This is a genomic window from Bacillus sp. FSL M7-0791, assembly GCF_038627085.1.
Classification (GTDB): Bacteria; Bacillota; Bacilli; order Bacillales; family Bacillaceae; genus Bacillus; species Bacillus safensis.
This window is the reverse complement of the sequence record NZ_CP152022.1, coordinates 1016314-1034374: the sequence shown is the minus strand read 5'-3', so window position 1 is coordinate 1034374 and position 18061 is coordinate 1016314. Positions and strand designations below refer to the sequence as shown.

The following is an 18061-nucleotide window of genomic DNA, read 5'->3' as shown; positions in this document are numbered from 1 at the left end:
ACCTCTCATTCCGATACATTTATAATGAAATTTCTAAATTCCCATCAAAGAAATAAAGAATTTTCTCCTCTAATGTTCTGTTTGTTAAACGTTCTACTGCTTTTGCATATAACGCTATTTGAGTTTCATAGCGCTTTTTCAAAATAGGTACAGCTGCTTCAAGACCGCCTGTATATCTGCCTTGCACTCTATCTGTTTTATAATCTAGTAAATATAGTTTTCCATCCGTTTCAAATAAACAGTCAATCATCCCTTGAATTAGGACAGGCTCCCCCTCTGCATCAATATGGCTGTATACCTCTTTAACAGGTAACACCATACTAAATGACACTTCTCGTTTCACCCAGTCCGCTTTCAGCAGCTTTTGACCAATAGAAGTAGAGAAAAAAGCGGAAATTCCTTCTTGATCAATTGACTGAACTTGCTCATTTGTTAGCAAGTCTCGCTGCTGTAAGGAATCGAGCAGCTGATGTATATGGATTTCATCGAGGGGCTCGTCAGAAGAAAGCGGAATATGCTGCATGACTGTATGCATTGCGGTGCCTTGCTCTGCGGCAGTGAGTGCTTTTTTCTTCATGAAAGCCGGCCGGTCATACAACGTTGCATGAGCTCTTCTAAGAGAAGAAGGAACACTGTACTCATCCTGTATTTCTTTCATTCTCTTTATCTCTGAAACAGACTGCTTTGTCCCGACTTGTGAGGCCGCTAGATACGGGTATCTCCATGAAAGTCTCTCTGCTACTTTCTCATCAGCATCACCATATCCTTCAACAGGTAAGCCGTCCATCAATGCTTGTACCACCTCATCTTGCTGCTTCTTTTCAAGTGACATATCTTCTTTTAGAAGATCGGAAGCTTGAGTAAATGAGATTGTGAATGCTGATGGGTGCGAAAGAACAACATCACCTGTTTCTTCTAAAATAGATGACATTGCTTGGTGACGGATGAGAGCAGGACCAATAAAATCTAAGTATGTTTTCGATTGATAACGTTCAAAATCAGGGAGGAGCCAGTCCTCTCCGGTTGCAGCATTTTGCCATTTGCTTAATGCCTTCACCTGATTTTTGACAGAGCCGACAAGAAATAATTTTTCCTTAGCCCTTGTGAGCGCTACATATAGAACTCTCAGCTCTTCAGATAATAGCTCTTTCCTCATCTTTTTTTTCATCGCAACAAGCGGTAATGTTGCATAACTAATTCTCAGCTCTGGATGAATATATTTGCTTCCAAAGCCTAATTCTTTATCAAGTAAGTAGGACTGGTTTAAGTCCATCATATTAAAGTTTCTGCCGAGTCCTGCGGTAAAGACGACTGGAAATTCTAATCCTTTACTGCTGTGGATCGTCATCATGCGAACAACGTCCTCTGTTTCACTGAACGTTTTTGCCGCCCCAAGATCATCTCCACGCTCCTGCATTCTTTCGATAAAGCGAAGAAAACGGAACAGCCCTCTAAAAGCAGCTTTTTCATACTGCTTCGCTCGATCATAAAGAGCACGGAGATTCGCCTGTCTCTGTTTGCCTCCAGGCATCCCGCCGACGTAATCTAGATACTGCGTATCGCGGTATACTTCCCAAATCAATTCCGCTACTGAATGATTCATAGAGAAATCACGCCACTTACGCAGCAACCTGAAAAATCGTTCTAGTTTTTTGCATGTAGGGTGATCTGAATGAGTCACACTCATAAATGCTTTCACAGCATCATAATAGGTGCCTTTTTTATCACTCGTACGGATCAGTGCCATTTCATTTTCGTCTAAGTGAACAATTGGTGATCTTAATACAGCTGCAAGCGGGATATCTTGATATGGATTATCAATGACTTTTAACAAAGAAAGAATCACAGACACCTCTGTTGCTTCAAAATAACCAGAGGAAAGATTCGCATACACAGGGATTCCCTGCTTCTTCAATTCCTCCATCATTTGCGGTGCCCACGGCATGGAGCGAAGCAATATTACAATGTCCCGATACTGCAAGTTACGGGTCATTTGCTGTTTTGAATCGTACACTTGAAATGGCTGCTCCACCAATTGTCTTATTTTTTTAGCAATGACTCTCGCTTCAAGCTGTACGGTTTCTAGCTCTTCTCGCTCTTCGTCAGTTTCTGCTTCCTGTTGATCTAAATGTACAAGAAGCATTTCTGTCGTTGTATCTTCGCTTTCTGGATAACTCGCTCCAAGCTTTAATTCAGCTTGTTCATCATATTCAATTTCTCCAACTGTTTCCCCCATCAACTGTTTGAACAAAAAGTTCGTACTGTCTAACACATCTGAACGGCTGCGGAAGTTTTTATTTAAATCAATTCTCTTCCCTGTTTCTTTGCCGTCTGGTGTAAATTGTTTATATTTGTTTAAAAAGAGCATGGGCTCAGCCAGTCTAAAACGATAAATGGACTGCTTTACATCACCAACCATAAACAGGTTGCCCTCTGCAGCATGTTCCCCTTTAGATACAAGCTTTAAAATCGTTTCTTGCACAAGGTTTGTATCTTGATATTCATCAACGAGTACTTCTTCAAACTGCTGTTGATAGTACTTGGCCGCTTCTGTTTCGATCAAATTTCCTTCCGCGTCCTGCTCTGCTAAAATGCGTAAGCAATAATGCTCTAAATCCGAAAAATCCACGATTGATTTTTCTTGCTTCGCTCTTTCGAAACGCTGTCCAAATTGGATGACAAGCTCCACAAGTGTCTCGACCACCGGCTTCATTTCTGCTAAGCTTTTCAAATGCTGGGCCGGACTGCGCATAAAGTATTCATCTTTAAGCTTTTCTAATTGTTTTTTTGCTTGATTGCGTGCATCTGTGGCTTTTTCTAACAGCACAGGGTCATATTCGTCCCCTTTACATGTTTTGAGCCTTTTAAAATTGATGTTTGGCAAAAGCTCGTAAAGCTTCTCAAAATCATCTTGGTGCCTGATTAATTCATTGACTTGCTCTAAATCATCAATAAAATTTTTTGCTCTCGGTGCCGGCCCGCCCGGTTCTTTTGATAGGGCGAGAGCTCGTTCGAGCAGTTCCAGACAGCTTCGAAAAACGAGAGAAAGGTCCTCTTTGATATATGGGTAAAACGGTAATTGTTCTACTTTTGTTTGAGCATCTACATCATAAAGAGAAAGGAATGCCCTCATCCATTGCTCAGGTGAAGGGTGAGATCTGGAAAACTCATAAATTCTCTTTACAAGCCATTGCAAGTCTAAATCATGACGATCAGAAGTGTAACGGTCAACCAGTTCAAAGAACGCTGGCTTTCCAGCCTTATATTCGTCCTCAAACAGTTCATCTAACACTTCATCTCCTAATAATTCTCCTTCTGTTTGATCAGCCAAACGAAAGCCTGGATCTAGGTCAATCTCATAGTAAAAGGTGCGCAAAACCTGCAAGCAAAAGGAGTGCAGGGTGGAGATATTGGCACGATTCATGAGCGACAGCTGTCTTCTCATATGAAGGGACCCGGGGTTTTTGGCTAACTCCTTTTCAAGTGCTTCTGTGATCCGATGCTTCATCTCTGCCGCAGATGCATTTGTGAAAGTCACAACGAGCAGACGATCCACATCAACTGGATCTTCAGGACGGGTCATTTTTCGAATCAGCCGTTCAACCAAAACAGCTGTTTTACCTGACCCTGCCGCCGCCGCAACAAGAATATCTTGTCCTTCTGAAACGATGGCTTCCCACTGGTCATCCGTCCAAGTACTGTTATTCGGTTTTGGTATTTGCATACTGATCCCCTTCTTTTTTGATCCGGTCTATCACAACATCATCCTTTTCAGATGAAAGCACTCTAAATTCATTATCCTCTATCGATTCATCAAATTGGCAAATAGACTTAAATGAACAAAAGCGGCATGGTGTTTGATCCTTCAATTTATATGGATTAATGGCTACTTCGCCATTTGTAATTCTTTCGCCTGCCTCTTCAAACGTGCGCCGAACATGCTGTGTGAGTATATGGAAATGATCTTCACTTAAAACAGCAGAGTCAGAACGGAAGGACCCATCTTTTTTCAAGCCGGCTTGAATGACTTGTGATCTTCCTGATTCAAGCGTTTGATCCATTAGTTTTACCGCTTCTACATCTTCAAGCAATAGACCTTTCATTTTAAATTTCTTGAATATTTCCTGTTCAATTTCATCCTCTGCAAGCGGAATCGGTGCTTGAATGAGCGGATCATGAATATGGAAATATAAAATGCCAGCTGGTGTTGCTTCTACGCCGAGCCACTCCTTCGAATACGTAATGGTCAGGTCTAAGTAAGTGAGCATTTGCAAGGCCAGTCCATAGTATACTTCTGCTAGATCAAGACCTTTCTCACTCGATTTGTAGTCGACGATTCTCAACAGCAGCCCTTTTGAACCTTCTGCTTTATCCACCCGGTCAATTCTTCCGACAAGCTCCATCGTACAGCCATTTTTCAATTGAAAAGTAAACGGTGGAAGTGGTCCTTGGCCGCCAAAGCCTAACTCAAGCCCAACGGGAGAAAATCCACTCACTCTTGCATGCTCACTTAATATAGAAGAGACTCGAATCAAGATTTTCTGGAGCTTTTCTTTAATATAAGCATGCCGGTTAGAGCTTAATAGGATTTCCTTTTGAAGACGCGGTGCAAGCTGTTCGATTGCATGTCTTGAATAGTTGACACAGTCATCCTTCGTTAGGTTTTTCCAATCCTTTTTTTGTTCAACAAGCGTATCTGAAATATGCTTTAAGGCCGAGTGAAACAGCTGGCCGATATCGGGTGCTTCCAATTTATAAAATTGCCGGTCCTTTAGTTTTAACCCGTGGGAAGCAAAGTGAGAAAATGCACACGCATTGAATTTCTCCATTCTTGAAACACTGCCTTGAATGTGATCACCATAAAGTTCTTTTGTGACGTTTGGTTTTAAGCGCTTCGCTCGATTTGTAAAAAACAAACTCGACAAGATGTTTTTTGATACATCCCGATGAGATGACGTCATCAAATAATTATAGACACTCCACCATACACCACTAATGGGATATTGGTTGAGCCATTGCTGCAGCTGCGAGACAGTATACGATAACGAGACATGCTCATTCGCTACAAATTTTAATTGCTCCTTGTCATCCAGCTGTTCCGGGTCTAACACATACAAAGCATGCTCATGATTTGGCATAAGCTCCTGACAATACTTGATAAGAGTCGAAGGCAATAGAGAGCGCCCCTCTTCATCTGACACTGAATAAGACAGATACAAATGATGAGATGGACTCGACAGCGCCTGGTAAATTAAAAATTGCTCATCTAGCAGCCGTTCCTTTCCTGTCTCTGCCAGCTCTGCTCCTGCTCGCTTTAACCATTCCCTGTCATCCTCAGACAATACACTTTCGTCAGAAGGGCGTGCGGGAATAACGCCATCATTTACCCCAATGATAAACATACACTTCACTTGATACATTCTGGATAAATCCATACTTCCGATAAATACTTGGTCGAGTGAAGGCGGAATTAAAGCGAATTTTAAAGAGGCCAATCCTGTATCCATCATCTGTTGGAATAAAGGAAATGAGAGCTCCTCCTCACCGAGCATTTCCACAAATTCGTCCATTAATTGAATAACAGCTTCCCATACTTGTCCATGCTGCATGGCTTCAGCTAATCTACCTGCTTCTTCAGCTTCCAGCCTAGCCTTTTCAAGTTTATCCGGCACTTGTATTTCCTCTAAAAAGACATAGACTGCCTCTACCATGTCTTTTACCTTTTGCGCTTTTTTCAGCCTTTTTTGCAATTGGAAAAGCGGAGGTGCGATCCATTCCTTTACATCATTCAGCATCTGTTCCATTTCAATTTCTTGATCTGTTTGTCCAAAATCCTCATCTAAGGATTGGAACCGCCTGTAATGGAAACGGGAACCGTTTGTCCAGCGTTCTCCTTTTACACCATAAGCAATACAGTAGTTTTCAAGCTGATCTGCCTGTTCTCTCGCTTTGTTTTTGGCAAGTTCGAGCGGAAATAAGAACTCTGTCTTCACGCATCGAAACACGGCCTCATACCGCCAGTTTCCTTTTATGACATCCAAGCTCGAACGAATCAATTCAATGAGCGGATGATACTGCATCGATTCATTTCCATCAATAAAAAAAGGAATATCGTAATCTCGAAAAACCTCTTTTAACGTATCTTTATAGTCGTCTACATGCCGCGCTACAATCGAAATATCTCGCAGTCTAAGTCCTTCTTCTCTCACTAAATGAAGAATTTCTCTCGCTACTCCCTCAATTTCAGCTCGTTTACTCGCACTTTTAGATACTGTGAGATGAGGAGTGACTTCCTGATATGGCTGCACCGGTCTCTGATCATATTGCCGTTCTAAATAAGCAAGATCCGGCGTATGAAGATGACGGTTATTTCTCTCCAAAATGTGCTCAGAAATGGCCGCTCCGCACTCTTTGGCAAGCTGATAGAGCTGGAAATACGTTTTACCTGTCATACGAAATAAATCAAGTTCATTTGGCTGCTTATCATGATAGGAACGATCCACTGTGAAAGCAGCCGTTATTTTCTCAGCATGCAGCAGAAGCTGTTCAATGACGAGAAGCTGCTGCGGTGTAAATTGATAAAAACCATCTATATAAATGTGTGCTCCTTTTATTTCTTCAGATAAAGGAATTTGCTGCGTGAGAAGTGTCAAATAGTCTTCTGAGTGCACATATTCATCTTGTAAATGCTGCTCCATCTGCTGATAAAGAACATGCAGATCATGCAATTTCTCGGCTGCCCGTCTTTCTTCTGTATACTCTGAATGCATGCTCGTTAATGAAATTTTTTCAATATCCTCCGGCAGCATGCAGTATCTCTTGAACTCAGCCATCGTCTTTTCGATTTGCTCCACAAACCCCGGCTTATCACTCGCTTTTTTGAATACCTTAAACTTTTCTTTCTCCTCTTCAATCACTTTTCTTAAAAGCATTTGAATTCCTGTGCTTGTCACAAATTGCCGGTTCGCTCCGCCAGTCTGCTGTAAAATAGACCAAGCAAGACGTGTGAAACTAAATACTTTGGCCCTGATCATCCCGCCAGCTTCAGACGTTTTTGCAAGCTCGTATTCCATTAAGAATGTCATTTGATCCGGGACTAAAAAAATGATTGGCGGACCCAACGGATCAAGCCGAAGCTGTTCTTTGATTTCCTCTAAGATTGCAGTCGTTTTTCCACTCCCCGATCTGCCTGCTAAAAACTGAATCTCCACGCTCCACAACACCTTTCTTATGTACTCATATTCTAGCGAAAATAAAAGTAAATAGCTATTTTCCCCTTCTCCTTCCTAAAAAGATATAGGCACCTTTCCTTACTCTTCTCATATCATAAACCATCATGAACTCAAAGGAGGCTGGCAATATCATGTATTACGGTTATTATGACTACTCGCCATATGACATGCGCCAAAACACAAGAATCATTTCAGATCTTGAAAAAGCAATCAATGGTGAATATTCTGCGATCCAATGCTACGAAAAACTTGCCCAAAGAGCAAAAACTCCTGAGGCAAAAAAAATCATTCAAGAAATACGCCAGGATGAAGTCAGACACTATCAACTATTTTCAAAGCTATATTATTCTTTAACAGGTAAAAACCACAAACCAAGCATAACAGAACCTTGTCCAGATCAATTTAGAGAAGGGCTTCTTTTCGCATTTAAAGATGAACAAAGAACGGTCGATTTTTACTTAACGATATCAGATTATGTCCGGGATCAAGGAACAAAAGAGCTGATGAAACGTATCGCTCAAGATGAACAGCAGCATGCTGTATGGTTTTTATATCTTTTAACGCACCATGTGTCTTAGATAGTCCTATTTTAATAGGAGATCGTATGTTCCGTCAAAAAATGAAATTGTCTTTTTAGTCATTCAATCTATAAAATAAAGGACGATTCTCAGCAAACCTCTCATCTCTTTCACTTTTTCAAACGTGAAAACGACAATTTGATAAATAAAAAAACTCCTCTGCCACAAATAGCAGAAGGAGTTTTTTCATGATCGCTTAATGAAATTTTGCTTCATGCTTTGCTGCTGATGTTTTAGCATCCCATCAATGGACAGCATCTTACTGCCGCTAAGTGTTAAATAAAGCGCCATAACAAGCAGCGATAGTTCAAATTCATAACCGCCAACAAATCCTTTAGAAAAACCAACCGTTATAATCGCCACAGCCATAATGGGTACAAATAAGGCTGCGAAAATACGTGTTCCTAGACCTAAAATCAAGGCGATACCACCGACCAGTTCAATTGTCTTCACAATATAGGCCATAAATTCCGGTATACCGATTTGTCCAAAGAATGCGGCTGTTCCTCCCAGACCTCCTTGATATGCCTGAAGTCCGTGTAGAAAGAAGATGATACCTAAAATAACACGTACAAAAAGTGTTCCTATTTCTTGATTTGTTTTCATATAGTGATTTCCTCCTGTTTTTACACTACATAATGTAATGTTAATAAGTAAAAAAAATTAGTAATTTAGATTAAGCATAATGATTAAGGCCACCATGAGAATCGTTGATGTGACAATGGGAATGATGGGTACATTGAAAGGAATATTGTATGTTGGGTTTAAGATCTTCTGTATTCTTAAATTCAATGCCCGATCTCCAAAGGATACCGCAAACTTCGTTTGTTTTTGAAACTGCGTTCTCTTTTTAATCAGTTTCAAAAGGGCTTGCCCTACTCCAAGCTCAGTGCCTGTCTGCCGAATCGCGTAGTCATCTGCGATCACTTCACGAAAAACGGAATAGCTTTGTCTCATATGCTTTAACACTGGAATGTACCAAATCACTTTTGTAAGCATTGAGAATGTGAAAGCCTTTAAAGGATCGTAGCTGTATTTGTGGTGCAATTCATGATGAACAACAGCATCAATTTCCTCTTCATCCAGCATGTCCATGAGAGATGTTGATAAGTAGACCTTTGGATGAAGCATCCCCATGGCAAAAGCAAGCGGTTCATGACAATGAAACACAATGATGTCGTTTGCATATTTTTCAGATAAAGATTCGGTAGACTGGTAATCGACTGCAAGCATCAGATTTTGCTTGAATTGAATGTACGTTTTGATTTGCTTCGTCATATAAAAAATTGCAAATCCCAGTGTATAGAGGACTAAAGCATCTAGAAAATATTTCAAAGGAGTGAATCCATAGAATTCGAGAACAGACTGGCATACATGAATGAGATTATATGTTTGATTCCAGCCAAAAAAGCTTGAAAGCACGTAATACCCCATCTGATAAAAAATCGTTAAACCAATCAATATACCGCTTAAAAATAGCAGGCTCGATTTCATTTTATTCATTTTGCTGCTCCTCTTTTTTGGATGCCAGCCTTGCTTCAAGCACTTTGAGTAATTCAGGGTCAGCACTTTCAATTGCATCCACCATATGATTCACTGCCAGTGGACCAAAATCGTCCATCAGCCCTTGCGTAATCCATTTTGTCTGCTCATTTAGAAATTCTTCTTTTGTTAAAATGGGATTATAAATAGATGAACGCCCTTTTGTTTTCTTCTCGACAATTCCCTTTTCGGTTAAGCGGTTCAGCACAGTCATCACTGTGTTGAAATTAATCGGCTTTTCATCTGACAGCTTCTGCTGCACTTCTTTAATCGGCATATCCTCACCTTGATAAAGGATTTCCATAATTCTTCCCTCTAAAGGACCGAAAAAACGATTCAATCCCTTTTCATTATATTTAAAAGAAGGAATTTTCATGTAATCACCTCACACTAAGGATTGTAGTGTAATTGAAAATGATAGTCAACTGATAACTAAAATAGGGGAAAATCGTTGTATATTGTTTTTGTTTTTGGTAAAAATTATATCTTTACTTTTATCAAGAGGCTATCTTGCTCTTGATAAGATAATCTTATGAAAAAGGTAAAAAAATTCGTATTTTATTTATAAAGACTTTTGTATTATAGTAAAGATAACAACATTTCACTTACTGAACAAATTTATAGGAAGAAGGTTTACATGTGATGAAACAAGGAAACAGCCTTCGAACCGATCTCATTTTGATCGCGATAAGCGGTTTAGGTGGATTTCTTTTGTCTTTAACAGGAATGTCTATTGGCTGGATGGTCGGTACATTAATCACAGCTGCATTTATTGCCATGCGACGTCCCACCCTGTTTCAGCGTAAAGGAAACAACACCTTGCGTATTCACAGCAGATGGCTACTCCTTGGTCAATTCATTCTCGGAATCGAACTCGGACAGAAAATGAACATGAAAGTTCTTCATATTTTCGCTGAACATTGGCTCCCTGTGAGTTTCATGCTCGTTTTTTCTATTCTACTGGCGATGCTCTCTGGCTTTGCCTTATGGAAGCTGAGTAAAACAGATATGCTGACCAGCTTTGTCGGAACAGCCCCAGGCGGTTTATCTGCTATGCCAGGGATTGCCCAAGAGGTTGGAGCAAATACAGCCGTTGTCAGTCTCGTACAAACAACACGTGTATTAATGGTGGTACTCACCATCCCATTTACGGTGTTCTATTTAAATACAAAAAATCCAGCGGATGCAGCTGCAGGCGTGCAAGGGAGCGCCTTTTCATCCGGCGTTTTCACCCTGTCAAATATCTCGTGGACTGCTGCACTTATTTTAGGTGCCTGGCTTATGTCACGCCTCGCGGTTCGGCTTCATTTCCCTGCCCCTTGGCTGATTGGCAGCATGTTAGGAGTTGCAGCTCTTCAAGTAGGTGCAGGTACGCTCATAGGTCATGATTTGATTCCTTATTGGCCAGCACAAGCGAATATCGCATCACAGGTATTTCTCGGTGCAACCATCGGTTCAAAAATGAATAAACAGATGTTTGTCGGGCTAAAAAACACGTTAATTGTAGCCGTCGTCAGCTCAGCAGGATTGATTGCTGCAACGGTTCTCAGTTCAATTGCCATTGCAGAGGTCACAGGCATTTCTGTCATTACAGCCATTCTTGCCTTTTCGCCTGGCGGTATTGCAGAAATGGCAACAACAGCAGTCACACTCCATGAGGACTCAACCTTTGTAGTAGCTGTACAAGTCGTTAGAATCATTCTTGTCATTGCGATGCTGCCACCGTTTTTTCGATTCTTACATCATGTCTGGGCAAAAAGACATCCTGAATATAAAGCCGCAAAATAAAAGAAGAGACGCTTTGCATGTGCAGAGCGTCTCTTCTTTTATTCATCCTGATTTCTTTTGACACCAACTACTTGATCCTTTGAAATCGTTCCAAAATGCCGGCTGTCGAAGCTATGTATTCGGTTATCTCCGATTACGAAGTAATGGTTTTTTTTGATTTTATCTTGTCCTGTGATGGCTTTCAGCTGAAAATCTCCTGTCAGGACATTCCCCATTTTATGTTTTTTCTGCTCTTTTAAATACGGTTCTTTCCATTTTTCCCCATTAATAAATAACTGATCATCTACATACTTGATCGATTCTCCTGGGAGCCCAATGACCCTTTTGATCAAAATTTGATTTTTAGGGCCGTGAAATAACACATAATCAAACCGGCTAATTTTCGTGAGTTTTGGCGAGAACTTGTTGATTAATAATTCTGTTCCATCTGTAAATGTGGGGTCCATACTAACCCCTTCTACTTTATACTTCACAAACATGAAATTCTTTACCTGGAACAATAAGACGATGCATGTAATAATCATCAACCATAGCAATGGCTTCTTTTTCATTAAGAGCCTCCTTTGTCCTCACGCTTGCTCATTCGAATGTTCAACCTATTTTCTACTCTCTTTCCAACATACCATAATAAAACGATAACTAGAACCGCAAAAACACTTCTTAACGGATTCTTTACTAAAGCAGAAAGATCATAACCGATAAAACTAATGATAAAGAGCATGACACACTTACCAGCTAAAGCAGCTAATGAAAATTGCCACATGCTAATTCTTGATAAGCCTGCGACAACATTGACAGCCGCAGAAGGTGTAAAAGGAAAGCAGAGTAAAATAAATAACGGACCAAATCCCCGCTTCTCTACCCAAAGCATTAATTTCTTAATGGAAGGGTGTCTGCTGATAAAGTTCAGCATTCTCATCTGTCCAAATTTTCTGATCAGTAAAAAGACAAGAATAGAACCTGCACTTGCACCGATCCAGGTTAATAAAAAGCCTTCCCAAAGGCCGAATGCATTCGCATTTGCCACCGCAAACGCCACGAGTGGTAAAAACGGAAGAAATGCTTCAATCAGAGGAAGCAATATAGCGACAATTGGTCCAAAGGCCTTGTAGCTTTCAAAAAATGATGTGATATTTTCATGAGTAAATAGAGAAAGAAATGATGTCAACTTGTTTGACTCCTTCAAGGTTTGTCTACATTTCATTTTACATGGAAAACATAAAAATATACAAATGAATACCACTCGCCCCCTTGAGATTGTTTGACTCATTCGATATAATAAACAGGAACATTTGTTCTATTTTTAAAGAAAGCAGGCTTGGACATGACGAGACTATCAAGAATACAGCTTCAGATGATGGAACAGGCCATCTTTCTCCCAATGGTCATCTCCATCCTCAATCGTGATCTGACACACTTAAAACAACATCAAACATTTAAATTAAATGAACCATACATTCAGCTTGTGACCTCCGTGTTAAAGGAAGCACAGAAAGCACTTTACGAACTGAAGCAGCATTTACGTAAAGAAAACATGAAGGTACAGCAAATTGAACACGATGAAGGATTTACAACGTATCTATTTATCATAAATGGCTATGAAGAAAAGCATAAATACTTTAATCCGCGTATACGTCACCGGGTAGAAGAACTGCTGACTGGATATTTTCTGCATCAAGCAAATTAACTTCTTGCTGAAATGCGGCGTGGTACCCATTCAAAGAAAAAAGCCTGCCGCGGCGGCAGGCTCCTTCTTATTTATGATAATTCAAGCTGTTTTCTCAGCTCTGTTCTAACTTCTTCTAATCCTGGTCCATCTAACTCAAAGTAATACACATTCCCAGGCTGATAATCATGGCCCTTTAGCTGAATCGTATCCACTGATTTCAATGAGCTCAGTAATGGAAAAAGACCGATGAACTGCTTCATGGAAAGATTGGTTGAGACATTATCACCAAGCGTATCAATGATGTTGTCATATGACGGGATCGAAGAAATCGATTTAGATTTTTCGAAGATGGCTTGAAGTGCCTCCATTTGGCGTTTTCCGCGCATGAGGTCACTATCTGCTTTTCTCGTTCTCACAAAGGCTAAAGCTTCTTCACCATTTAACGTATGTGTTCCTGTTTGCACATGAACTTTCCCTTTTGAATCCTTTTCCATTTGTTTTGCGATGCCTTCATCTTTAATCGTTACGTCAATTCCATTTAGCTCATCCACAATGTCTTGAAACGCCTTAAAGTTCCCTGAAATCACATAGTCTACAGGAATGTTCAACAAGTTTTCGACCGTTTTGACTGACAAATCTGCACTCCCAAACGCATGGGCGTGAGCAATTTTATCATATCCTCTCCCTGGTATATCCACATAAGCATCACGAGGAATACTGAGAAGCTTAATGGTTTTGTCTGTTCGATTCACCGCCGCCAGTAAGACCGCATCACTTCTTGCTTCGTCTACCGTTTCACCTGGACGGCTGTCAATTCCAAGCAGCAGCACCGAAAAGCTGTCCTTTCCTGGATCAAAAGCTTTCACACGCTTTTGCGAGGTGTCTCCTCTTTCTAATGATACTTGCGCCTTATTCGACGCTTTTGAAATTTTATAGTATGCGTATCCAGTCACGGACACCGCCATCACCATGACAAATGCCATGATAAACAGCACGGCTTTTACCCAAGGCCTTAGTCTTCTTTTTGATCTTTTTTCCTTCATCCTTTCCGAACCCTCACTCTATCTTAGTCTATCAATGTAGGTTCCACTATAACATATTTTGATGAAAGTTTCCTGCATGCAACATATTTTTATGAATCCACAATAAAAAGCCGCTCAAGATGAGCAGCTTTCGTCCATTATTTTTGGCTAATTCCTTGTTTTACTTCATCAATCATGGCAGTGAATGATTCAAGACCGCCGCCAGATAAATACCACATGTCAGAGTTCAAATACACCACATGGTTGTTTTTGACTGCTTTCACTGATTTCACATAATCATTTTCAACAAGCTGTTTCGCAGACGTTTCTTCTCCGATCGCTGCGCCTCGGTCAACGACAAATAGATAATCTGGGTTCGTTTTGACCATGTATTCATACGAAATGCTTTGCCCGTGTTTATCAGATGGCTCAAGCTTTTGATCTGCCGGTGTGATACCAAACACATCGTGGATGAGACCGTATCTTGACTTAGGACCAAAGGCTGTCATTTTGCTGTCGTTCGCCATGATTACCAGTCCATTTTTCTTTAACTCTTTTGCTTCTTTCTTTAAAGCATCCACTTTTTGATCAATGGCAGCAAGTTCTTCTTTGACTTTGTCTTCTTTATCAAAAATCTTGCCTAAAGTTGTGGCATTCTTTTTAAATGATTCCATATAATTGGCATTGTCTACATCCATATAAATCGTAGGGGCAATTTCAGAAAATTCATCGAATGCATCTGCTTGACGGTGCTGGATAATGATTAAATCCGGCTTGATTTCTGCAATTTTTTCAAAGTTCGGCTCTTTTAATCCGCCGACATTTTCATATTTGTCTCCTTCATATTTAGATAAATATTTAGGCACCACTTGTTTCGGTAAAGCTGTTACATTCACACCTAGTTTGTCTAGCGTATCAAGGCTTCCCATATCAAACACGACCACTTTTTTCGGGTTTTTCTTGATCTTTACACCATCTTTATTCAGCATGTCTTTTACCGTCACAGTTTCTTCTTTAATTCCTTCTGTTTTTCCTTGATTTCCGCAGGCAGCGAGTACCACGATCGCTGTTAATACAGTCATCATCCATATCCATTTTTTCATACGTGATCACCTCTTTATTTTTTAAGAAAAATATAAGCAAATACGCTCACCGCGAATAACTTCAATCGGTATGCGCATGTCATAAATTTGTTCAAGTGCATCTGTTTGAATCACTTCGTCCACTCCACCTTCTTTAATAACCTGTCCATCTTTTAAGGCGACGATATGATCGGAATACACAGAAGCAAAATTAATATCATGAAGAACGACAACAATTGTTTTCCCAAGATCTTTGACGAGCTGCTGAAAGAGCTTCATCATCTCGACAGAATGATTCATATCCAAATTGTTTAAAGGCTCATCTAAAAAAATATAATCTGTATCCTGCGCCAGCACCATTGCAATAAAGGCTCTTTGTCTTTGTCCACCGCTCAGTTCATCTACATATTGATGCTGGATATCAGCAAGCTTCATGTATTGGAGGGACACATCGATCATCTTCTCATCCTCTTTAGTCAGACGGCCCTGTGAGTAAGGGAAACGGCCAAAACTGACAAGCTCCCGAACGGTCACCCGCACATTCATATGATTGGCCTGCTTTAAAATACTCATCTTCTTCGCAAGTTCCTGCGGAGGGTATGCGCTATATGGGTTGTCTTCTAAATAAGCTGCACCTGAGTCTGGCTGAATCAGCCGGCTCATAATGGATAAAAGCGTGCTTTTCCCCGCACCATTCGGACCAATGAGAGAGGTCAGCTGTCCCTTTTTCACACTGATTGTTGTGTCGTGAAGCACTGTTTTTCCGTTATACGTCTTACTGACGCCCTTCATCAAGACCATGAACGACTCTCCTTTAACAGTAAATAAATAAAATACAGTCCGCCGACTAAATCAATCAACACACTAAGCGGCGTTTGAAAAGTAAATACCTTTTCTACAAGAAATTCCCCGCCTACAAGGGCAATCACACTAATAAAAAAAGAGCCTAATAGCAAGTATGTATGCCGGTATGTCCGAAAAAGCTCTCGTGCGACGTTTACGACGAGTAAGCCGAGGAACGTAATCGGTCCGACAAGTGCCGTTGCGATAGACACAAGGACAGCTATTACGATCAGCATCTTTTTTGTGACACTGTCGTAGTCAATGCCTAGATTCACCGCATGCTCCTTACCAAGAGACATGACATCTAATTTGGAGCGGAATGTCCAAATGTAAACACACAGCGCCGCAAATAAAACAGAAGCAATCAGTAAGATGTCCGTGTTCATGTGATTAAAGCTTGCAAAGGATTTATCCTGTACGACTTGATATTCATTCGGATCGATCAGCATTTCCATAAACGAAGAAAGACTTTTGAACAATGTCCCAAACACAATTCCAACAAGCAGAAGCAAGAAAATATGTTTATTTTTGCGTTTGAACATGACTGTATACAGCAGCACAGAAAATAGAATCATCAGCCCAACGCAAAGGAAAAAATTAAAATTCTTATTGACGATCATTAAATGAGTCGACCCAAACACATAAATAATCGCTGTTTGCAAAAACAAGTACAGTGCGTCTAAACCCAATATGCTCGGCGTTAAGATTCGATTGTTGGTCAAAGTTTGGAAAACAACAGATGAAAAGGCAATCGCGCCTCCCGTTAATGTCATCGCAAGCACTTTCTTTAAACGACTTGGGACTGTGTACGGCCAGTACCCCATTTGAAAGGTAATAAAAATTACGATCAACACGGCTGCAATGGCTGCAATCAGGCATAATATACGTTTCTTATGCATAGCGTTTCCTCCTTAATAACATATACAGGAAGATCGCACTTCCGATGATGCCAACCATGAGTCCAACTGATATTTCATATGGATAAATGATCACCCTTCCGAGCACATCACAAATCAGAACAAAAATAGCTCCTAGTAAAGCTGTATGCGGGAGACTTTTTTTCAAGTGATCGCCGCGGTAGATCGATACAATATTCGGAATGATTAATCCAAGGAATGGCAGCATTCCGACAGTTAAAATGGTGACAGACGTAATCATTGAAACAATCACCAAACCAACCGCCATCACACGTTTATACGTTAAACCTAAGTTAACGGCAAAGCTCTCGCCCATGCCTGCCACTGTAAAGCGGTCAGCATATAAATACGCAATGATCAATAGTGGAACGCTCACATAGAGCAGTTCATAACGCCCTTGGACAATAAGAGAAAAATCTCCTTGAAGCCATGCGGATACGTTTTGGATCAAATCATATTTATAGGCTATAAACGTAGATATTGAACTGACAATCCCCCCAAACATTAAGCCGACTAATGGTACATAAATCGTATCGTTCACCTTAATATGCCGCAGGATTTTTAAGAAAAGAAGATTCCCAGCTAAAGTAAATAGAAACGCAATCCCCATTTTCATAAGCGGATTCACATGTGTAAAAACAAGCATTGCTACTAAAATACCAAGCTTCGCCCAATCCATCGTTCCTGCAGTGGTTGGTGAAACAAATTTATTCCTCGTCATGCTTTGCATAATAAAGCCGCATAAACTAAGGCTCATACCAGCAAGCACAATACTCACGAGACGCGGGAGGCGGCTTGAAACTAACGTGTGCACTTGTTCATCTGTTAAATGAAACAGCTGTAAAATGGACAGATCCTGTACACCGACAAACAGAGATATACATGCCAAACATACAAATAACAAACTTAATTGATACAATTTCATACAGATTTCTCACTTTCTATCAAGCTCTATCCGCCACAAATGATTATCATTATCAATTAAGCGACAGTTCATATATTATCACATCTAGTGAAATATTCAATAGCGGTATGAAAAAGACGCAAACTCAAAAAAACAGCCTGCGGCAGCGGCTGCTTTTTTCATCATGATTGAATATTCAATTGAAATTGTCCCTTCAATTCCTCTTCTGCTTCTTGAAATAACTGACGCAAGCTCTCAGCATAATCACCAAGAGCGTCTTTGCTCGTTTGAAAATTCACCCATGTCAGCTCTACTGGAAGAGTCACCTCTCCTGTCAAACAGTCCCAAAGGGCATCAAGATTTTTTCCGTAATAGTCAGGAAGGTGTAAAACTGTTTTCAGCTGCTCATGAAGCTCTTCTTGCGACCTGCACGCTGCACCGTCAAGCTGCACTTTTTTCATGTTCATCTTCCCCTCTCCTCTCT

16 protein-coding genes are annotated in these 18061 nt (G+C 40.5%); 3 read left to right on the top strand and 13 right to left on the bottom strand.

Annotated elements, in window-relative coordinates; translation table 11 throughout:
- Positions 1 to 19: 19 nt before the first annotated feature.
- Both addA and addB read right to left on the bottom strand, forming a co-directional pair.
- Positions 20 to 3724: a helicase-exonuclease AddAB subunit AddA gene (gene addA / locus MHI08_RS05165; RefSeq protein WP_342500056.1), complete on the bottom strand. Its 3705-nt coding sequence runs from the start codon at positions 3722 to 3724 to the stop codon at positions 20 to 22.
- On the bottom strand, positions 3702 to 7211 hold the full coding sequence (gene addB, locus MHI08_RS05160) for a helicase-exonuclease AddAB subunit AddB (protein ID WP_342500055.1): 3510 nt from the start codon (positions 7209 to 7211) through the stop codon (positions 3702 to 3704). The genes addA and addB overlap by 23 nt, the downstream gene beginning before the upstream one ends.
- Before the next feature lie 152 nt (positions 7212 to 7363).
- Between addB and MHI08_RS05155 the strand changes: the two genes are divergently transcribed.
- Complete coding sequence (locus MHI08_RS05155) at positions 7364 to 7810, top strand: ferritin-like domain-containing protein (protein WP_044334155.1); 447 nt, start codon at positions 7364 to 7366, stop codon at positions 7808 to 7810.
- Positions 7811 to 7996: 186 nt separating this feature from the next.
- Here the strand turns inward: MHI08_RS05155 and MHI08_RS05150 are convergent, their stop codons facing one another.
- The 3 genes from MHI08_RS05150 to MHI08_RS05140 are packed head-to-tail and all read right to left on the bottom strand — an operon-like array spanning position 7997 to position 9728.
- A complete protein-coding gene (locus MHI08_RS05150; RefSeq protein ID WP_342500054.1) occupies positions 7997 to 8416 on the bottom strand; it encodes a DoxX family protein in 420 nt (139 codons plus the stop codon).
- Between the two features lie 57 nt (positions 8417 to 8473).
- On the bottom strand, positions 8474 to 9313 hold the full coding sequence (locus MHI08_RS05145) for a M56 family metallopeptidase (protein ID WP_342500053.1): 840 nt from the start codon (positions 9311 to 9313) through the stop codon (positions 8474 to 8476).
- Entirely contained in the window at positions 9306 to 9728 is a 423-nt protein-coding gene (locus tag MHI08_RS05140; RefSeq protein ID WP_024425495.1) for a BlaI/MecI/CopY family transcriptional regulator, read from the bottom strand. The genes MHI08_RS05145 and MHI08_RS05140 overlap by 8 nt, the downstream gene beginning before the upstream one ends.
- Positions 9729 to 9994: 266 nt before the next feature.
- On the opposite strand from MHI08_RS05140, the gene MHI08_RS05135 reads away from it, so the two are divergent.
- The gene (locus tag MHI08_RS05135) at positions 9995 to 11140 is read left to right on the top strand and encodes an AbrB family transcriptional regulator (RefSeq protein WP_208946661.1); all 1146 of its coding nucleotides are present in this window, start codon (positions 9995 to 9997) and stop codon (positions 11138 to 11140) included.
- A gap of 38 nt (positions 11141 to 11178) precedes the next feature.
- On the opposite strand, the gene lepB is transcribed toward MHI08_RS05135, so the two are convergent.
- Both lepB and MHI08_RS05125 read right to left on the bottom strand, forming a co-directional pair.
- Positions 11179 to 11691: a signal peptidase I gene (gene lepB, locus MHI08_RS05130; RefSeq protein WP_234107696.1), complete on the bottom strand. Its 513-nt coding sequence runs from the start codon at positions 11689 to 11691 to the stop codon at positions 11179 to 11181.
- On the bottom strand, positions 11691 to 12308 hold the full coding sequence (locus tag MHI08_RS05125) for a TVP38/TMEM64 family protein (protein ID WP_024425492.1): 618 nt from the start codon (positions 12306 to 12308) through the stop codon (positions 11691 to 11693). Before MHI08_RS05125 ends, lepB begins: the two co-directional genes overlap by 1 nt.
- Before the next feature lie 156 nt (positions 12309 to 12464).
- On the opposite strand from MHI08_RS05125, the gene MHI08_RS05120 reads away from it, so the two are divergent.
- Complete coding sequence (locus MHI08_RS05120) at positions 12465 to 12827, top strand: hypothetical protein (protein WP_024425491.1); 363 nt, start codon at positions 12465 to 12467, stop codon at positions 12825 to 12827.
- Between the two features lie 71 nt (positions 12828 to 12898).
- Here the strand turns inward: MHI08_RS05120 and MHI08_RS05115 are convergent, their stop codons facing one another.
- The 6 genes from MHI08_RS05115 to MHI08_RS05090 all read right to left on the bottom strand — a co-directional run bounded on the left by MHI08_RS05115 (position 12899) and on the right by MHI08_RS05090 (position 18038).
- Positions 12899 to 13852 carry an LCP family protein gene (locus MHI08_RS05115; protein ID WP_024425490.1) on the bottom strand — a complete coding sequence of 318 codons (954 nt, stop codon included), beginning with the start codon at positions 13850 to 13852 and terminating at the stop codon, positions 12899 to 12901.
- A 137-nt stretch (positions 13853 to 13989) separates the two neighbouring features.
- On the bottom strand, positions 13990 to 14934 hold the full coding sequence (locus tag MHI08_RS05110) for a siderophore ABC transporter substrate-binding protein (RefSeq protein ID WP_025093359.1): 945 nt from the start codon (positions 14932 to 14934) through the stop codon (positions 13990 to 13992).
- A gap of 21 nt (positions 14935 to 14955) precedes the next feature.
- Positions 14956 to 15714 (bottom strand): ATP-binding cassette domain-containing protein, encoded by a 759-nt coding sequence (locus MHI08_RS05105; RefSeq protein ID WP_342500052.1) that lies wholly within the window; start codon positions 15712 to 15714, stop codon positions 14956 to 14958.
- The gene (locus tag MHI08_RS05100; protein ID WP_024425487.1) at positions 15705 to 16655 is read right to left on the bottom strand and encodes an iron chelate uptake ABC transporter family permease subunit; all 951 of its coding nucleotides are present in this window, start codon (positions 16653 to 16655) and stop codon (positions 15705 to 15707) included. Before MHI08_RS05100 ends, MHI08_RS05105 begins: the two co-directional genes overlap by 10 nt.
- Positions 16648 to 17598, bottom strand: a complete 951-nt coding sequence (locus MHI08_RS05095; RefSeq protein ID WP_024426541.1) for an ABC transporter permease — start codon at positions 17596 to 17598, stop codon at positions 16648 to 16650. Before MHI08_RS05095 ends, MHI08_RS05100 begins: the two co-directional genes overlap by 8 nt.
- Before the next feature lie 161 nt (positions 17599 to 17759).
- A complete protein-coding gene (locus MHI08_RS05090; protein ID WP_034621828.1) occupies positions 17760 to 18038 on the bottom strand; it encodes a barstar family protein in 279 nt (92 codons plus the stop codon).
- Positions 18039 to 18061: the final 23 nt, after the last annotated feature.

Excerpts from the sequence above, each read along its gene's own strand:
- MHI08_RS05120 (WP_024425491.1), top strand. The coding sequence starts at position 12,465 with ATGACGAGACTATCAAGAATACAGCTTCAGATGATGGAACAGGCCATC.
- MHI08_RS05095 (WP_024426541.1), bottom strand. The coding sequence starts at position 17,598 with ATGAAATTGTATCAATTAAGTTTGTTATTTGTATGTTTGGCATGTATA.
- MHI08_RS05090 (WP_034621828.1), bottom strand. The coding sequence starts at position 18,038 with ATGAAAAAAGTGCAGCTTGACGGTGCAGCGTGCAGGTCGCAAGAAGAG.
- MHI08_RS05100 (WP_024425487.1), bottom strand. The coding sequence starts at position 16,655 with ATGCATAAGAAACGTATATTATGCCTGATTGCAGCCATTGCAGCCGTG.
- MHI08_RS05110 (WP_025093359.1), bottom strand. The coding sequence starts at position 14,934 with ATGAAAAAATGGATATGGATGATGACTGTATTAACAGCGATCGTGGTA.
- MHI08_RS05135 (WP_208946661.1), top strand. The coding sequence starts at position 9,995 with ATGAAACAAGGAAACAGCCTTCGAACCGATCTCATTTTGATCGCGATA.
- MHI08_RS05115 (WP_024425490.1), bottom strand. The coding sequence starts at position 13,852 with ATGAAGGAAAAAAGATCAAAAAGAAGACTAAGGCCTTGGGTAAAAGCC.
- MHI08_RS05145 (WP_342500053.1), bottom strand. The coding sequence starts at position 9,313 with ATGAATAAAATGAAATCGAGCCTGCTATTTTTAAGCGGTATATTGATT.
- MHI08_RS05105 (WP_342500052.1), bottom strand. The coding sequence starts at position 15,714 with ATGGTCTTGATGAAGGGCGTCAGTAAGACGTATAACGGAAAAACAGTG.
- MHI08_RS05150 (WP_342500054.1), bottom strand. The coding sequence starts at position 8,416 with ATGAAAACAAATCAAGAAATAGGAACACTTTTTGTACGTGTTATTTTA.
- addA (WP_342500056.1), bottom strand. The coding sequence starts at position 3,724 with ATGCAAATACCAAAACCGAATAACAGTACTTGGACGGATGACCAGTGG.
- lepB (WP_234107696.1), bottom strand. The coding sequence starts at position 11,691 with ATGAAAAAGAAGCCATTGCTATGGTTGATGATTATTACATGCATCGTC.
- MHI08_RS05140 (WP_024425495.1), bottom strand. The coding sequence starts at position 9,728 with ATGAAAATTCCTTCTTTTAAATATAATGAAAAGGGATTGAATCGTTTT.
- MHI08_RS05155 (WP_044334155.1), top strand. The coding sequence starts at position 7,364 with ATGTATTACGGTTATTATGACTACTCGCCATATGACATGCGCCAAAAC.